Origin of the sequence: Pseudomonas sp. ATCC 13867 (assembly GCF_000349845.1) — a bacterium.
Classification (GTDB): Bacteria; Pseudomonadota; Gammaproteobacteria; order Pseudomonadales; family Pseudomonadaceae; genus Pseudomonas.
On record NC_020829.1, the window covers coordinates 105,445 to 119,922 of the forward strand.

General features: G+C 67.5%; 15 protein-coding genes. 7 read left to right on the forward strand and 8 right to left on the reverse strand.

The window, feature by feature from the left end; all coding sequences use genetic code 11:
* Window position 1 precedes the first annotated feature (1 nt).
* Window positions 2–1,192 carry an acyl-CoA dehydrogenase family protein gene (locus H681_RS00455; RefSeq protein ID WP_015474863.1) on the reverse strand — a complete coding sequence of 397 codons (1,191 nt, stop codon included), beginning with the start codon at window positions 1,190–1,192 and terminating at the stop codon, window positions 2–4.
* A gap of 9 nt (window positions 1,193–1,201) precedes the next feature.
* Window positions 1,202–3,295, reverse strand: coding sequence for a 3-hydroxyacyl-CoA dehydrogenase NAD-binding domain-containing protein (locus tag H681_RS00460; RefSeq protein WP_015474864.1), 2,094 nt, complete (start codon window positions 3,293–3,295; stop codon window positions 1,202–1,204).
* Between the two features lie 302 nt (window positions 3,296–3,597).
* On the opposite strand from H681_RS00460, the gene H681_RS00465 reads away from it, so the two are divergent.
* Window positions 3,598–4,548: an alpha/beta fold hydrolase gene (locus tag H681_RS00465; RefSeq protein ID WP_015474865.1), complete on the forward strand. Its 951-nt coding sequence runs from the start codon at window positions 3,598–3,600 to the stop codon at window positions 4,546–4,548.
* A gap of 1 nt (window position 4,549) precedes the next feature.
* Here H681_RS00465 and H681_RS00470 read toward each other — a convergent pair whose 3' ends face one another.
* Window positions 4,550–5,005, reverse strand: coding sequence for a GNAT family N-acetyltransferase (locus tag H681_RS00470; RefSeq protein ID WP_015474866.1), 456 nt, complete (start codon window positions 5,003–5,005; stop codon window positions 4,550–4,552).
* Between the two features lie 43 nt (window positions 5,006–5,048).
* On the reverse strand, window positions 5,049–5,975 hold the full coding sequence (locus tag H681_RS00475) for a LysR family transcriptional regulator (protein WP_015474867.1): 927 nt from the start codon (window positions 5,973–5,975) through the stop codon (window positions 5,049–5,051).
* A gap of 97 nt (window positions 5,976–6,072) precedes the next feature.
* On the opposite strand from H681_RS00475, the gene H681_RS00480 reads away from it, so the two are divergent.
* Complete coding sequence (locus H681_RS00480; protein ID WP_015474868.1) at window positions 6,073–6,360, forward strand: DUF2218 domain-containing protein; 288 nt, start codon at window positions 6,073–6,075, stop codon at window positions 6,358–6,360.
* Window positions 6,361–6,606: 246 nt separating this feature from the next.
* On the opposite strand, the gene H681_RS00485 is transcribed toward H681_RS00480, so the two are convergent.
* Complete coding sequence (locus H681_RS00485; RefSeq protein WP_015474869.1) at window positions 6,607–6,888, reverse strand: type II toxin-antitoxin system RelE/ParE family toxin; 282 nt, start codon at window positions 6,886–6,888, stop codon at window positions 6,607–6,609.
* A complete protein-coding gene (locus H681_RS00490; protein WP_015474870.1) occupies window positions 6,885–7,112 on the reverse strand; it encodes a CopG family ribbon-helix-helix protein in 228 nt (75 codons plus the stop codon). Before H681_RS00490 ends, H681_RS00485 begins: the two co-directional genes overlap by 4 nt.
* Before the next feature lie 263 nt (window positions 7,113–7,375).
* Here H681_RS00490 and H681_RS00495 point away from each other — a divergent pair, with 263 nt between their 5' ends.
* From H681_RS00495 to H681_RS00515, 5 genes are all read left to right on the forward strand, one after another.
* Window positions 7,376–8,761: a sodium:solute symporter gene (locus tag H681_RS00495; RefSeq protein WP_015474871.1), complete on the forward strand. Its 1,386-nt coding sequence runs from the start codon at window positions 7,376–7,378 to the stop codon at window positions 8,759–8,761.
* Window positions 8,762–8,786: 25 nt separating this feature from the next.
* On the forward strand, window positions 8,787–9,743 hold the full coding sequence (gene speB / locus H681_RS00500; RefSeq protein WP_015474872.1) for an agmatinase: 957 nt from the start codon (window positions 8,787–8,789) through the stop codon (window positions 9,741–9,743).
* A gap of 75 nt (window positions 9,744–9,818) precedes the next feature.
* Window positions 9,819–10,745 (forward strand): LysR family transcriptional regulator, encoded by a 927-nt coding sequence (locus tag H681_RS00505; RefSeq protein WP_015474873.1) that lies wholly within the window; start codon window positions 9,819–9,821, stop codon window positions 10,743–10,745.
* Entirely contained in the window at window positions 10,742–11,473 is a 732-nt protein-coding gene (locus H681_RS00510; RefSeq protein WP_015474874.1) for a phytanoyl-CoA dioxygenase family protein, read from the forward strand. The genes H681_RS00505 and H681_RS00510 overlap by 4 nt, the downstream gene beginning before the upstream one ends.
* Window positions 11,474–11,488: 15 nt before the next feature.
* Window positions 11,489–11,890, forward strand: coding sequence for a GFA family protein (locus H681_RS00515; RefSeq protein WP_015474875.1), 402 nt, complete (start codon window positions 11,489–11,491; stop codon window positions 11,888–11,890).
* 288 nt (window positions 11,891–12,178) lie between these two features.
* Here H681_RS00515 and H681_RS00520 read toward each other — a convergent pair whose 3' ends face one another.
* Together H681_RS00520 and H681_RS00525 are read right to left on the reverse strand one after the other, a co-directional pair.
* Window positions 12,179–14,137: a DUF7844 domain-containing protein gene (locus H681_RS00520; protein WP_015474876.1), complete on the reverse strand. Its 1,959-nt coding sequence runs from the start codon at window positions 14,135–14,137 to the stop codon at window positions 12,179–12,181.
* Entirely contained in the window at window positions 14,134–14,469 is a 336-nt protein-coding gene (locus tag H681_RS00525; protein ID WP_015474877.1) for a DUF2388 domain-containing protein, read from the reverse strand. The genes H681_RS00520 and H681_RS00525 overlap by 4 nt, the downstream gene beginning before the upstream one ends.
* Window positions 14,470–14,478 lie beyond the last annotated feature (9 nt).

A 14,478-nucleotide genomic window follows, 5' to 3' on the forward strand; every position in this document is an offset into this window, starting at 1 on the left:
CTCACAGCTCGAGAATCATCTTGGAGACGATGTTCTTCTGGATTTCGTTGGAGCCGCCGAAGATCGACAGCTTGCGCAGGTTGAAGTACTGGCTGGCCGGCGCCGCCGCGTAGTCCGCGTGCAGTGCGTCGCTGCCGAGCTCGAACTCTTCGGCGATGAAGGGCAGCGCGTAGGGGCCGAGCACCTTGCGCAGCAGGTGGCTGATGGCCTGGCGGATCTCCGTGCCCTTCACCTTCAGGATCGAGCTTTCCGCGCCCGGCACCCCGCCTTCGCGGGCGGCGGCGAGGATGCGCAGGGTGCTCATCTCGATGGCCATCAGTTGCATCTCCACCTCCGCTACCTGGGCGCGGAACAGCGGGTCCTCGAGCATCGGCTTGCCGTCGCACAGCTCACGGCTGGCGACCTGCTTCAGGTGCGCGAGCACCGCCTTGGATGCGCCGATACCAGCGAGGCCAGTGCGCTCGTAGGTCAGCAGGTACTTGGCGCAGGTCCAGCCTTCGTTCTCGCGGCCCACCAGGTTCGCCACCGGCACGCGCACGTTGTCGAAGAACACCTCGTTGACCTCGTGCTCGCCATCCAGGGTGATGATCGGGCGCACGGTGATGCCGGGGGATTTCATGTCGATCAGCAGGAAGCTGATACCGCGCTGCTGCTGCGCCTCGGGGTCGGTGCGCACCAGGCAGAAGATCCAGTCGGCGTGCTGGCCGAGGGTGGTCCAGGTCTTCTGGCCGTTCACCACATAATGGTCGCCGTCGCGCACGGCGCGGGTCTTCAGCGAAGCGAGGTCGGAGCCGGCGCCCGGCTCAGAGTAGCCCTGGCACCACCAGTCGGTGCCGTCGAGGATGCGCGGCAGGTAGTGCGCCTGCTGCTCGGGCGTGCCGAACCTGATGATCACCGGGGCGACCATGTTGACGCCGAAGGGGATGGTGCGCGGCGCGCCGAAAGCGGCGCATTCCTCTTCGAAGATGTGCTTCTGCACGGCGTTCCAGCCGGTGCCGCCGAACGCCTCCGGCCAGTGCGTGGCGTACCAGCCCTGCTCGGCGAGCACACGCTGCCAGCGCTGGTGGTCGCCCTTGTTCAGGTGTTTGCCCAGGCGCACCTTGCTGGCGATGTCCTTGGGCAGTTTCGTGTCGAGGAAGTGGCGGACTTCATCGCGGAACGCGAGTTCGTCGGGGGTGAAATGGATGTCCATGCTGGGTCCTCAGAGGTTGGCGAAGCGGCGGCCTTCGGCCACCAGGCGTTCGAGCAGCGGTGCGGGTTGCCACCAGGCGCCGAGGCGCTGGTGGAACGCGCGGATTCGTTCGAGCACTTGCGCAAGGCCGACGCTGTCGGCGTGGAACAGCGGGCCGCCGCGCCAGGCGGGGAAGCCGTAGCCATTGAGGAAGATCACATCGACGTCGCTGGCGCGCTGGGCGATGCCTTCGTCGAGGATATTGGCGGCCTCGTTGATCAGTGCGTAAATGCAGCGTTCGACGATCTCTTCGTCGCTCACTGGCGCGCGGGTGATGCCGCGCTCGGCGGCGGCCTGTTCGAGCATGGCCGGCAGTGCCGGGTTGTCCTGCGCGGCTCGGCCGCCCTCGCCGTACTGGTAGAAGCCGGTGCCGGTCTTCTGCCCGAGCATGCCGGCGGCGATCAGCTGGTCGAGCACCGTCGGCAGCGTCTGGCCGGGCTTGAGGTTCGGCCGCTGGCGCGAACGGATCGCATGGCTGATGTCGAGGCCGGACAGGTCGCGCACCGCCAGCGGTCCCATGGCCATACCGAAGGCGCGCAGCGCGCGGTCCACCTGCGCGGGGGTGGCGCCCTCCTCCAGGAGGAATTCGGCCTGGCGGCCGTACTGGAAGATCATGCGGTTGCCGACGAAGCCGTCGCACACGCCGACCACCACCGGGACCTTCTTCAAGCGCTTGCCCAGTTGCATGGCGGTGGCCAGCACGGCGGCCGAGGTGGCCTTGCCGCGCACCACTTCGAGCAGGCGCATGACGTTGGCCGGGCTGAAGAAATGCAGGCCGACCACGTCCTGCGGACGCTTCGTGAAGGCGGCGATCTCGTCGAGGTCCAGCGAGGAGGTGTTGCTGGCGAGGATCGCGCCGGGCTTGCAGTGGGCGTCCAGTCGTTCGAAGACCTGGCGCTTGACCTCCAGGCTTTCGAACACGGCTTCGACCACCACGTCGGCGTCGCCCAGCGCGGCGTAGTCGAGCACGCCACTGATCAGGCTCAGGCGCCGCTCCATCTCTTCAGCGCCCAGGCTGCCCCGTGCCACGCTGGCGGCGTACAGGCTGCGGGCGCGGTCGAGGCCGCGTTGCAGGGCGTCTTCGTTCACTTCCAGCAGTTGCACCGGGATGCCGGCGTTGGCGAAGCACAGCAGGATGCCGACGCCCATGGTGCCGCCACCGATGACGGCGGCGCGGCGGACTTCCCGTGGCTGCACGTCGGCGGCCAGCCCGTCGACCTTGGCGGCTTCGCGCTCGGCGAAGAAGGCGTGGATCAGCGCGGCGCGCTGCGGGGATTCCATGCATTGCATGAACAGCTCGCGCTCGCGCACCAGGCCTTCGCGCAGCGGCAATTGCGTCGCGGCTTCCACCGCGTCGATACAGCGCTGCGGGGAGAACTGGCCGGGCAGGCGTTTCTGCACTTCGCCGCGCTTGTGGGCGATCAACTCGGCGAGGCCGCTTTCCTGCACGCGTTCGTTGCGCTCGCCGGTGCGCCGCGGGCCCTTGCCGTCCGCCAGCAGGCGCTGGGCGAAGGCGAGGCCGGCGTCGATCAGGTCGCCGTCGAACAGCTCGTCGACGACGTTGTATTCCAGTGCCTGCGGCGCGCGAATCGGCGCGCCGGAGACGATCATGTCCAGGGCCTTCTCCACACCCGCCAGGCGCGGCAGGCGCTGGGTGCCACCGGCGCCGGGCAGCAGGCCGAGCTTCACTTCCGGCAGGCCGACCTGGGCGTCGCGGCGGGCGATGCGGTAGTGGCAGGCCAGGGCGACTTCCAGGCCGCCGCCCAGGGCGGTGCCGTGGATCACGGCGACGCTGGGCTTGCGGGCGCCTTCGAGGATGTCGACCACCTCGGGCAGGGACGGCGCCTGCGGCGGCTTGCCGAACTCGCGGATGTCCGCGCCGGCCACGAAGGTGCGTCCGGCGCACACCAGCACTACCGCATGCACCTGCGGATCGGCCTCGGCCTGCTGGAAGGCGGCGAGCAGCCCGGCGCGGACGGAGTGTCCGAGGGCGTTCACCGGTGGGTTGTCGACCGTCACCAGGGCAATCTCGCCCCGGCGTTCGAGCTGTACCGCTTCTGACATGTCGTGCTCCGTTTTGAATTGTTTTAACGGAATTATGTTTCGCTGTGCAGAATACGACGGACATTTTTTCTTGTCGAGTAGGGCTGGCTCTGTGCTTTTTGTAGGAGCGAGAGGGACGCCCAGTCCTTGCTCGCGAACCGTTCCTGATACCCGGAGGTAGGCCTTTCGCGAGCAAGCTCGCTCCTACAGGCGATGCATCGGCGTAGGGACTGGTGAGAGCGCTACATTCGCCCGATGAATACGATTCAGGCTGCGCGCCAGGCACGGCATAGTTGAACCTGGCATTCAAGGAAGGTCGCGTCATGCACGAGTTCGAACACCAGTTGCTGGCGGTCAACGGCATCCAGCTCAGCCTGTACAGCTGCGGGCCGGCGGACGGCAAGCCCGTCTGGCTGCTGCACGGCTTCCCCGAGTGCTGGCATTCCTGGCGGCACCAGATGCGCGCCCTCGCCGCCTCCGGTTACCGCGTGTTCGTCCCGGAGATGCGCGGCTATGGCCAGACCAGCGCGCCGGAGTCGGTGGACGCCTACGACGTGCTGACGCTCTGTGCGGATATCCAGGGCGCGATGGACGCCCTCGGCCACCAACGCGTGGCAATGGTCGGGCATGACTGGGGCGCGCCGGTGGCCTGGCATCTGGCGCTGCTGGAGCCACGGCGCGTGGAGGTGCTGGCGACCCTGTCGGTGCCCTTCGCCGGCCGCGCCAAGCGCCCCGCCGTGGAGATCATGCGCGAGGTGTTCGCCGGCAAATTCTTCTACATCCTCTACTTCCAGCAGCCCGGCCGCGCCGAAGCCGAGCTGGATGCGGACATCGCCACCAGCCTGCGCCACTTCCTCGGCGACAACGTGCGCCTGGCGCCGGATCAGTCGCCCGAGGGCCGCCTGTTCGACGGTCTGCCTCCCCCGCCGGAGCATCCCGTCTGGTGCAGCGCCGACGACTTCCAGTGGTATGTGCGGACCTTTGCCGGGCGCGGCTTCCACGGCGCGCTGAACTGGTACCGCAACTTCGAGCGCACCTGGCGGCGCACCGAGCCGCTGGCCGGGCGCAAGGTCGAACAACCCACGCTGTTCCTGATCGGTGACCGCGACCCGGTGGGGCGCTTCGAGGCGTACACCGTGCAGCGCATGCCCGAGCACGTGCCGAAGCTCGAACAGCATGTGCTGGAGAACTGCGGCCACTGGATCCAGAACCAGCAGCCGGAGCGGGTCAACGCGCTATTGGGCGATTTCCTCGCCAGGCATTACCCGGTCTGAGTCAGGCGTTGCGGCGCATGCCGATGTGCGGGATGTCGTCTTCCAGGTAGACGTCGGTCACCGGCGTGAAGCCATAGCGGCCGTAGTAGCCCTGCAGGTGCGCCTGGGCCGAGAGATACACCGGCAGCCCCGGCCAGCGTTGGGCGATGGCCTGCAGTGCCTGTTCCATCAACTGGTGGCCGAGGCCGGTGCCGCGGCCCTGCGGGGCGATCACCACGCGGCCGATCACCACGTCGCCCTCGTGGCGCTGCGGGTCCAGCAGGCGCAGGTAGCCGAGCAACTGACCGTCCTCTTCCACCATCAGGTGGCAGGTGTCGCCGACCAGGTCCTGGCCGTCGACTTCCTGGTAGGGGCATCGCTGCTCCACCACGAAGACTTCGGTGCGCAGGCGCAGGATGGCGTACAGCTCGTCCTTGCTCAGGTCGCGGTGGTGCTTGCAGGTCCAGTTCAGGGCCATGTTGGAGTCGCTCCAGTCATCGAGGCGGTCATGGTAGCGCGCCTCACACCGGCGCGTGGAAGCGCAGCGGGGCCGAGCCCCCCAGGTGACGGCGCAGCGCCTCGATGGCCACCTTCACCTTGGCCGGTTGCGCATCGCGGCGCGGGGTGACGGCGTAGATGCCGAAGGGCGGCAGCCTCCACGCCGGCAGCAGCCGTACCAGCCTGCCCTCCTCCAGCGCCTCGCGGACTTCCGGCTCGGGCTGCGCGGAAACGCCGAGGCCGTCAAGGGTGAACTGGCGCAGGGCGATCATGCTGTTGGCGGCGACGCGCGGCTCCAGGCGGAGCTTGCAGACTTCCCCACCCGACCCACCCGGGCCGCTGAAGGTCAGGTAGCCCTGGTGCGCCACGGTATTGAGCGCCAGCCAGTCCACGTCCTGCAGTTGCTGCGGATGTTCGATGGCCGGCAGGCGCCGCAGGTAGGCAGGCGCTGCGCAGATGATGTTGTTCCATTCGGCCAGGTGGCGCGCGACCAGGCTGGAATCGGACAGGCTGCCGACGCGGATGGCCAGATCGATGCGCTGCTCGATCAGGTCGATCTGCTCGTCGTGGAAGAACAGTTGCAGGCGCAGTTGCCGGTGGTTCTCCAGCAGCGGGCGCAGGGCCTCGCTGATCAACTGGCCGGAGAAGCCCACCGGCGCGGCCAGGCGCAACTCGCCCACCGGCGCCTCGCGCCATTCGCCCAGGCGCTGCTCGGCCTCCTCGGCGATCGCCAGCATCTGCGCGCAACTGCGGTAGAAGGCTTCACCCGCCTCGGTCAGGGTGAGCTTGCGGGTGGTGCGGTGCAGCAGGGTCACCTGGGCGTGGGCTTCGAGCTTGCGGATCTGCTGGCTGACCGCCGAGGGTGTCATGCCCAGGCTCTCGGCGGCGGCGGCCATCGAGCCGCGGGCCACCACGGTGGCGAAGACCGCCATGCCCTTGAGGTTGTCCATTGTGAAGCTCCGCTTAAGAGTGAAAGGCAAAATAGTGGGTTTTTCCCTGGATTTCCCCCCTCTAGCATGGCAACTCCCGAAAAAGGAGAAGAGAACGATGCCGCTGAGCCGTGCCACTGTCGCCACCCCTGACGCCGCGCGTTACCTCAAGCGCCTGTGCAATCACTTCGCCCACAAGCTTCCGGTGGAGCTGACCGAGGATCGCGGCGTGCTGCGTTTCGATTTCGGCACCTGTCGCATGCAGGCCACGTCCGAAGCCTTACTGATGGACGCCGAAGCCGACGATGCCGAGGCCCTGCAGCGCTTGCAGGGCGTGGTGGTCAGCCATCTCGACCGTTTCGCCTGGAAAGAAGGGCAGTTGCCGGTCGATTGGCAGGCTGCCTGACGCGCTTTTCGAAAAAAAACCGCAAAAACGAAAAAACCCGGCCTTGGCCGGGTTTTTTATTGCCTGGAGAAAGTCAGCCGTCGCTCAGTTCGAATGACCAGTATTGAATATTTCGTTCGTATTTTGTTCTTTGTAAGATACATAAGACGAAAAATGACCAATTACTTGATTTATATCTATTTGTACGATTTGTGATCAAACAGAAAAGTCAATACTTGGAAATATCTTGTAACCGTGTGGCCACTTTTACCCCGAGTTATCCACACGGTCGATGCGCAAAATCTGTACAGAACGCGCCTTTACCCGATAGGCGGCCTGGTAGGGCCAGCGCTCGACCGGCCATTCCCTGACGCCCGGCACTTCGCTGGGTACGCCGCTACTGCTCTGGTCGAGGTTCGCCAGCGGACGAACCTGCTCGACGATGTCCTGGATGGCCCGCAGCGCCTTCTCCGGGCCGATCAGCACCACGTAGTGGTCGTAGATGGCGTCCAGGTCGGCCGCGGCCTTGTGCGTCCACACCAGGCTCATGCCAGCCCCCACTTGGATTCGATGACGACGTGCTCCAGCAGGTGGCCGGCATCGGCGTCCGCCACGCCTTCATCGATGGCCGCCACGTGCCAGCTCTGGCGCTCCAGGTACTGCGCCAGGGCCTGGCGCAGGTGGTAGGGCCTGTCCCGGTGGGTGGCGCGGGCCAGCTGGTCCAGGGCCTGGACGAGGGCGTCATCGGCGCGGAAGGAGATAACGGTGGTCACTTTTCGTACAGTTCCGTTTACGCTGTATACAGTGTTTACAACGATAACATACGTATACGAATCAAGCAGTTGGCGAGAGAGAAATCTTTCTGGAAAGCCGTCGGAGGAGGGTGCGGAAGGCCCGCCCGGCGTGGGCTGCGGCGCTACTTTTGCGCTAGCGAAAGTTGGCTTCAGGCTTTGGGGATTTGCCGGGGGAGGCTGGCGGATCAGGCTTGCGGAGCGACGGCCTGAATCCCACACAACAACAACAGGAGCCTCCCGCGATGCTGCTCGATTACCTGATCATGCTGGTCTACGCCCTGGGCATGCTCGCCCTGGGCTGGTACGGAATGCGCAAGGCGCGCAACCAGACCGACTTCCTCGTGGCGGGGCGCCGCCTCGGCCCCGGCCTATACCTGGGCACGATGGCCGCCGTGGTACTGGGTGGCGCGTCCACCATCGGCACGGTGAAGCTCGGCTACCTCTACGGGCTGTCCGGCCTGTGGCTGGTGTTCATGCTGGGCCTGGGGATCATCGTCCTCAGCCTGGTGTTCTCGCGGCAGATCGCCAGGCTGAAGGTCTACACCGTCACGCAGATCCTCGAGCAGCGCTACCAGGCGTCCTCGCGGCTGATCGGCGGCATCGTGATGGTCGCCTACGACCTGATGGTGGCGGTCACCGCGACCATCGCCATCGGCTCGGTGACCGAGGTAGTCTTCGAGATCCCGCGCATCCCGGCGGTCCTCTGCGGTGGCGGCATCGTCATCGTCTACTCGGTGATCGGCGGCATGTGGTCGCTGACCCTCACCGACATCATCCAGTTCGTGATCAAGACCCTCGGCATCTTCGCCGTGCTGCTGCCGTTGTCGATCAGCAAGGCGGGCGGCCTGTCGCACATGCAGGAAGTGCTGCCGGCGGGCTTCTTCGACCTCGGCCACATCGGCCTGGACACCATCCTCACCTACTTCCTGCTGTACTTCTTCGGCGCGCTGATCGGCCAGGACATCTGGCAGCGCGTGTTCACCGCGCGCAGCGAGAAGGTGGTGCGCTACGCCGGCCTCGGCGCGGGCGTGTACTGCATGCTCTACGGCCTGGCCTGCGCGCTGATCGGCGCCGCCGCCCATGTGCTGATCCCCAACCTGGCGGTGCCGGAGAACGCCTACGCCGAGATCACCCGCCAGGTGCTCGAACCCGGCCTGCGCGGGCTGGTGGTCGCGGCGGCGCTGTCGGCCATCATGTCCACTGCCTCGGGCTGCCTGCTGGCTGCCGCCACGGTGCTGCAGGAGGACGTCTATGCGCGCTTCCTGCGCCCCGGCGCGCCTAACGGCCTGCGCGAGAGCCGCCTGTTCACCCTGTTGATGGGCGTGGTGATGCTGGCCCTGGCGTGCCTGGTGAACGACGTCATCGGCGCCCTGAGCATCGCCTACAACCTGCTGGTCGGCGGCCTGCTGGTGCCGATCCTCGGCGCGCTGCTGTGGCGCCGCGCCTCGGCACGCGGAGCCATCGCCAGCATCGTCGTCGGCAGCCTGGTGGTGGTCCTGTTCATGGCCATCGACGGCGTCCTCGCCAATACCCCCATCGCCTACGGCCTGCTCGCCAGCCTGGTCACCTTCGTGGTGGTCAGCCTCGCCGGCGCACCCGCCGCCAGCCTGCAGGCGCAGGCTGACTGAACCTCAATCAGACAGGAGACGCCCCATGCCCCATGACTTCCCGCAACCCCTGGATGCCGCCCAGATCCCGCGTTTCGCCGGCATCCCCAGCTTCATGCGCCTGCCGATCTTCGAGGACCCGGCGCAGGTGGACATCGCCCTGCTCGGCGTGCCCTGGGACGGCGGCACCACCAATCGCGCCGGCGCCCGCCACGGCCCGCGCGAGGTGCGCAACCAGTCGAGCCTGATGCGCAAGGTGCACCACGTCAGCCACATCGCGCCCTATGACCTGCTGCGCATCGGCGATATCGGCGACGCCCCGGTGAACCCCATCGACCTGCTCGATTCGCTCACGCAGATCGAAGGCTTCTACCGGCGCATCCACGCCGCCGGAACCATCCCGCTGTCGGTCGGCGGCGACCACCTGGTGACCCTGCCGATCTTCCGTGCGCTGGCCGCCGAACGGCCCATCGGCATGGTGCATTTCGATGCCCACTCCGACACCAACGACCGCTACTTCGGCGACAACCCCTACACCCACGGCACGCCGTTCCGCCGCGCCATCGAGGAAGGGCTGCTGGACCCGAAGCGCACGGTGCAGATCGGTATTCGCGGCTCGATCTACGACGCCGACGACGAAGCGTTCGCCCGCGAGCAAGGCATCCGGGTGATCCACATGGAAGAGTTCGCCGACCTGGGCGTCGCCGCCACGCTGGCCGAAGTGCGCCGGGTGGTGGGGCAGGGGCCGACCTACGTGACCTTCGATGTCGACGTGCTCGACCCGGCCTTCGCGCCCGGCACCGGCACGCCGGAGATCGGCGGCATGACGACGCTGGAGGCGCAGCACATGATCCGCGGCCTGCAGGGGCTGAACCTGATCGGCGCCGACGTGGTGGAGGTCTCGCCGCCGTTCGACCAGGGCGGGGCGACCGCATTGGTGGGCGCCACCATGATGTTCGAGCTGCTCTGCGTGCTGGCCGATTCGGTCGCTGCACGCCGTTGACCGCCCTGGGGGTTCACGGGGCGGCGCCGTCGGCGCTATAACGAAGGGCCTGCGCCCGCCGCCGCGAGAACTCCTATGCTGGGCAATCTTTCCGATATCGACCTGCGCCTGCTGCGCACTTTCTGCACCATCGTCGAAGCGGGTGGCTTCACCGCCGCCCAGGTGCGCCTGAACACCAGCCTGTCGCGGCTGAGCGTACTGGTGCGCGACCTTGAAGTACGCCTGGGTTACTCGCTGTGCCGGCGGGGCAGCAGCGGCTTCCAGCTCACCGAGGAAGGGCAGCAGCTGTATGAGGCGGCGCAGGGATTGTTCGTCGACATCGAGCGCTTCCGCGAGCAGGTGACGGGCCTGGGTGGCCGCGACCGCGAGGTGCTGCACCTGGGCTGCGTCGACGGGGTGCTCGGCCAGCAGTGCTGGCCGCTGCCGCTGGCGATCCGGTTGTTCCGCGAGAGCCATCCGCGCGTGCGCCTGAACCTGCATACGCAGCGCCCGGACGAGCTGGAAAACGCCGTGCTCGAAGAGCGCCTGCAACTGGCCATCGGCGCCTTCCACCATCGCCTGTCCGGGCTCTGCTACCAACCGCTGTTCCGCGAGGAGCAGAACCTCTATTGCGCCCGCGAGCATCCGTTCTTCGACCGCGTGGACGACGAGCCGCCGCTGGAGCGGATCTGCGCCGCCGAGTACGTCGGGCGCGGCTACATGGCCGAGAGCCGGCGCCCCCACGGCCTGGTGTTCAGCCGCTCCACCAACGCCTACAGCATGGAAGCCATCGCCAACCTGGTGTTCAGCGGCACCTTCATCGGCTACCTGCCGACCCATTACGCCGGCGAGTGGGTGGCCGAGGGACGCCTGCGGGCGATCCGCCCGGCGCAGCTGGCCTACGTCTCCGAGTTCCATTGCGTGACGCGCCAGGGCGCGGAGCCGGGCGAGGTGCTGGGGGCGTTCCTCGATGCGCTGGCGCGCGCCCAGGTCGCACTGGGGAGCGGAGAACTCGCCCCGTGAGCCGCCTGCAGGCGCTGCACGAGGATGGCTTCGTCCTGCTGCGTGGCCTGCTGGATGCCGCGCAGGTGGCCGACGTGCGCGAGCTGATCGATGGCCTGCGGCCGTTCCATTGGGACTACGAAGGCCTGGTGGATCACTACAAGTGCGTGTTCAACCGTTCGCCGCGCTGGCTGCCGTATCTCGATCCGCCGGAGCTGATCGGGTTGGCCGAAGCGGCGCTGGGCGCGGACTGCCATGCGATCGGCCTGACCGCCTGGCGCTGCCATCCCGGTTTCATCGGTGCCGAGATGCACCAGGACTATCTGCCCGTCGCGCTGCCGGCGGAGCTGTTGGACTCGGGTTTCGAGGTGCCGATGTTCATCTGCACCGCGCAGATCTACCTGGATGACATCGACGAAGCCCTGTGTCCGACCTGGGTGATTCCCGGCAGCCACCGCGCGGGCCGGGCGCCCCGGCCGGACGAGCGCGAATGGCGGGGCAGGGTGGCCGAGCCGGTGCTGTGCCGCGCCGGCGATTGCCTGCTGTTTCGCAGCGACCTGTGGCACGCCGGCAGCCGCAACCTGAGCGACCGCACGCGCTACCTGCTGCAGGTGCATTACGGCCGGAGGATGGTCGCGCAGAAGTTCTCGCCCTACCTGGACTGGACCTTCGACCCCGAGGTACTCGCCGCCTGCACACCGCGACAACGGCGGCTGCTGGGCGACCACGAGGCCGCCGAATACGACTGAACCAGGAGAACCCCCATGAGTGCTACACATGCCGGTGGCTGTCATTGCGGGCAGGTGCGTTATGCGTGTGACGCCGAGCTGCACGACGTTGCCCACTGCCACTGCTCGATCTGCCGGCGCACCACCGGCGGCATCGTCACCACCTGGGCCACGGTACCGCTGGGAAGCTTCCGCTGGACCGCCGGCACGCCCGCCGAGTACCACTCTTCGCCGTCCTGCGTCCGTTACTTCTGCGGCAACTGCGGGGCGCAACTGGCGCTGTTCACCGACCTCGCACCGGAGACCCTGGACCTCACCACGGCGACGCTGGACGACGTGGCCAATGTGGCGCCGAACCGGCATATCTGGGTGAAGAGTCGGCTGCCGTGGATTCACCTGGATGAGCAGTTGGCGGAGGAGTGGGAGGAGAAGCTCTAGTTTTCTACGAGAGGTTTTGTTCGCGAGCAAGCTCGCTCCTACAGGTATTACGCCGTCAGGCTCTTCGTAGGAGCGAGCTTGCTCGCGAACGGCGCGTCGGATGGGCGAGCGGACTACGCACGAATGTAGGGCGTATAACGTTCGACGTTATGCGCCGTTTGACCTTGGCTTCGGGCAACCCGAGGCCGGCTATGGAGTCGCGATGGGGACGGGTGAATCGGCGTACAACTGCGAACGGTTGTACGCCCTACGCTGGCGATGCCTCGCTCGTACGAGCCCTGAACCCTGTCAGGGCAGTTCGAACCCGCCCGCCGCCTTGTGCAACGCACGCAGGTGCGCGCCGATCTGCTTGGTGTTGGCCTCCAGCGCCGCCAGTTCGGCGCGGCGCTCGGGCGTCAGCAGGGCGCGCACTTCGCGGTCGAGGTTGTCGCTGAGCTGGCGCAGGCGCTTCTGCCGTTGCTGCGTCTGCTGCTCGAGGGTGACGGTTTCCTTCGCCTGGGGCAGCCCGTAGCCGCCGTCGAGCAGCTCCGCCGGGCGGCTGAGGAAGCCGCTGTCGTCGAGGATCTGCTGCAGCGTCTTGCCGGCGGTGGCCAGCCGGGTGTCGGCGCTCAGGTCGTCGCGGTTGCTCAGGTAGAGCTGCTTGAGTTCGTCCTGGGCCAGCAGCAGCTGGCGGCGCAGCGAGGCCTGTTCGAGCAGGAGCAGGGCGGCGCTGGCGCGCAGGTCGGCCTTGTCGAACCAGGGGCGGCGCTCGGTGGCGGGCAGCGCGAGCCAGTCCTCGACCTTGTCCTGGCGGATGTCCAGGCGCTGCTTCAGCACGTCGAACATGGCCTGGTAGCGGTCGCGGAAGGAGTCGAAGCGATAGCCCAGGCGCAGGGCTTCCTTGGGGTTGTCCAGCACGCTCGGGTCGGCGATGCCCTGGTTTTCCAGCAGGCCGAGCACGCCGTAGGGGGTGATGCTGTCCATGCTCTGCAGGCTTTGCCGCGGGACGCCGCTGCGCAGGAGCTTCAGGGTTTCCACGGCGCAGTTGTTGGACAGGAAGTAGTAGTTGCCGTCATAGCTCCAGTGGCTCTGCGCGGAGCGCTCCACCAGGCTGTTGATCTCCTCGCGGCTCAGGCGCAGCGGGATCGAGGCCAGGCTGCGCAGCTCGACCTTGGTGTACTCCTCGATCACCTGCGACAGCGGCAGCACGAACAGCCGCGACGGGTAGGCGCCGGTCAGGCCGTCCCAGCTGGAGAGCTGCAGGTCGCCGACGAAGGCGCGGAAGGACAGCACCAGGTGCTGGTCGAGGTCCAGACGGCAGTCCGGCCCGCGCGGGCGGCCCGGCGCGCAGACCACCAGGCGTAGCATGGTGTGCCCCCAGCGGCTGGCGATGTCGTTGTTGGCCTCGGCGATGAAGTAGTCCACCTCGTAGACCCGCTCCGGGTCGAGGTAGCCCAGCGGCTGGCGACCGAAGTCGCGGCCGGCATTGAGGTAGGCGTAGCTGCTGGCGCAGGTGTCATGTGGGCGCTCGCCGAAGCGCGCGGCGTAGTAGCGGTACAGCGCGGGGCGGCGGCAGGCGTAGCTGGGGTCGAGGAGGAAGTACTCCATGTTCACCGCGACGTACTCGCGCGGGTTGCTCAACTCGTAGCTGTCCGGGGTGCGCAGGACGAAGCGGTTGTGCTGTTCGCGCTCGCCGTGCTTGCCGGCGTACTGCGGCCAGCCGGCCAGGTCGAGCAGGCGCGGGTCGTCCGACAGGGTGAAGCGGCGGCCGGTCTGGCCACGGCACTCCGAGGGGGCACCGACGCGCCCCAGGCTCTTGTCGCGCATCGTGCAGCGGCGGATGACGCGGGCTTCGTCGGCGTCCCACAGGCGGGCACGGTCGTACAGGTGGGTGAGCTCGTGGAGCAGGGCGGCCAGCAGCTCGCGGCGCAGGGTGCCGTGGGTGCGGCCGGTCTGCTGGGTGGCGGCGCTGCCGTCGGTGAGCGCGGCGAGGTAGCGGTTGCTCAGGGCGATGGCGTCGGGGCGCAGGGCGCGGCCCATGCCGTTGCTGGGCAGGTCGTCGCGCCACTGCACCTCGACGGTGCGGTCGAGGCGCTCGACGAAGCCGGCCGGCAGCGTCTGCAGGGCCTCGTCCAGCAGTCGCTGGCTGGCCTGGCGCTGGGCGCCGGTCAATCCGTCGGTGTCGAGCTCCAGGCGGAGCGAGGCTTGGCTGCTGGCGGCGACGATCAGTGCAAGGGCCGCCAGCCAGCGGCCAACCCGGAGTTTCACAGAGCGAGGATGGCTTCGGCCAGGGCCTGGTCGGAGGCGTCACGCGCCTGCGGCACGTCTTCGCGCAGCACCTTGAACGCGGCTTCCAGCTGGGCGCCACGGATCGCACCGGCGCTGCCAACGAAGCTGGCGGCGTCGTCGCGGGCTTCCTGGACGATCTTCATGTCGCGCACGGAGGTGGTGGTGTCCGAGGTGAAGTCGATGCTGCGGGCGAAGGCGTTGGTGGTGATGTTGAACACGCGAATCACCGACTGCGCCTGGGCGCCGGAAGCGCAGGCGGCGAGCAGCAGACCGAGGATCAGGGGGCTCTTGGAAATCGAGCAAAGGCGCATGGATATCTC

Excerpts from the sequence above, each read along its gene's own strand:
- H681_RS00515 (WP_015474875.1), top strand. The coding sequence starts at position 11,489 with ATGAGTGCTACACATGCCGGTGGCTGTCATTGCGGGCAGGTGCGTTAT.
- H681_RS00485 (WP_015474869.1), bottom strand. The coding sequence starts at position 6,888 with ATGAGCCTGGTGTGGACGCACAAGGCCGCGGCCGACCTGGACGCCATC.
- H681_RS00460 (WP_015474864.1), bottom strand. The coding sequence starts at position 3,295 with ATGTCAGAAGCGGTACAGCTCGAACGCCGGGGCGAGATTGCCCTGGTG.
- H681_RS00525 (WP_015474877.1), bottom strand. The coding sequence starts at position 14,469 with ATGCGCCTTTGCTCGATTTCCAAGAGCCCCCTGATCCTCGGTCTGCTG.
- H681_RS00470 (WP_015474866.1), bottom strand. The coding sequence starts at position 5,005 with ATGGCCCTGAACTGGACCTGCAAGCACCACCGCGACCTGAGCAAGGAC.
- H681_RS00505 (WP_015474873.1), top strand. The coding sequence starts at position 9,819 with ATGCTGGGCAATCTTTCCGATATCGACCTGCGCCTGCTGCGCACTTTC.
- H681_RS00465 (WP_015474865.1), top strand. The coding sequence starts at position 3,598 with ATGCACGAGTTCGAACACCAGTTGCTGGCGGTCAACGGCATCCAGCTC.
- speB (WP_015474872.1), top strand. The coding sequence starts at position 8,787 with ATGCCCCATGACTTCCCGCAACCCCTGGATGCCGCCCAGATCCCGCGT.
- H681_RS00475 (WP_015474867.1), bottom strand. The coding sequence starts at position 5,975 with ATGGACAACCTCAAGGGCATGGCGGTCTTCGCCACCGTGGTGGCCCGC.
- H681_RS00495 (WP_015474871.1), top strand. The coding sequence starts at position 7,376 with ATGCTGCTCGATTACCTGATCATGCTGGTCTACGCCCTGGGCATGCTC.
- H681_RS00480 (WP_015474868.1), top strand. The coding sequence starts at position 6,073 with ATGCCGCTGAGCCGTGCCACTGTCGCCACCCCTGACGCCGCGCGTTAC.
- H681_RS00455 (WP_015474863.1), bottom strand. The coding sequence starts at position 1,192 with ATGGACATCCATTTCACCCCCGACGAACTCGCGTTCCGCGATGAAGTC.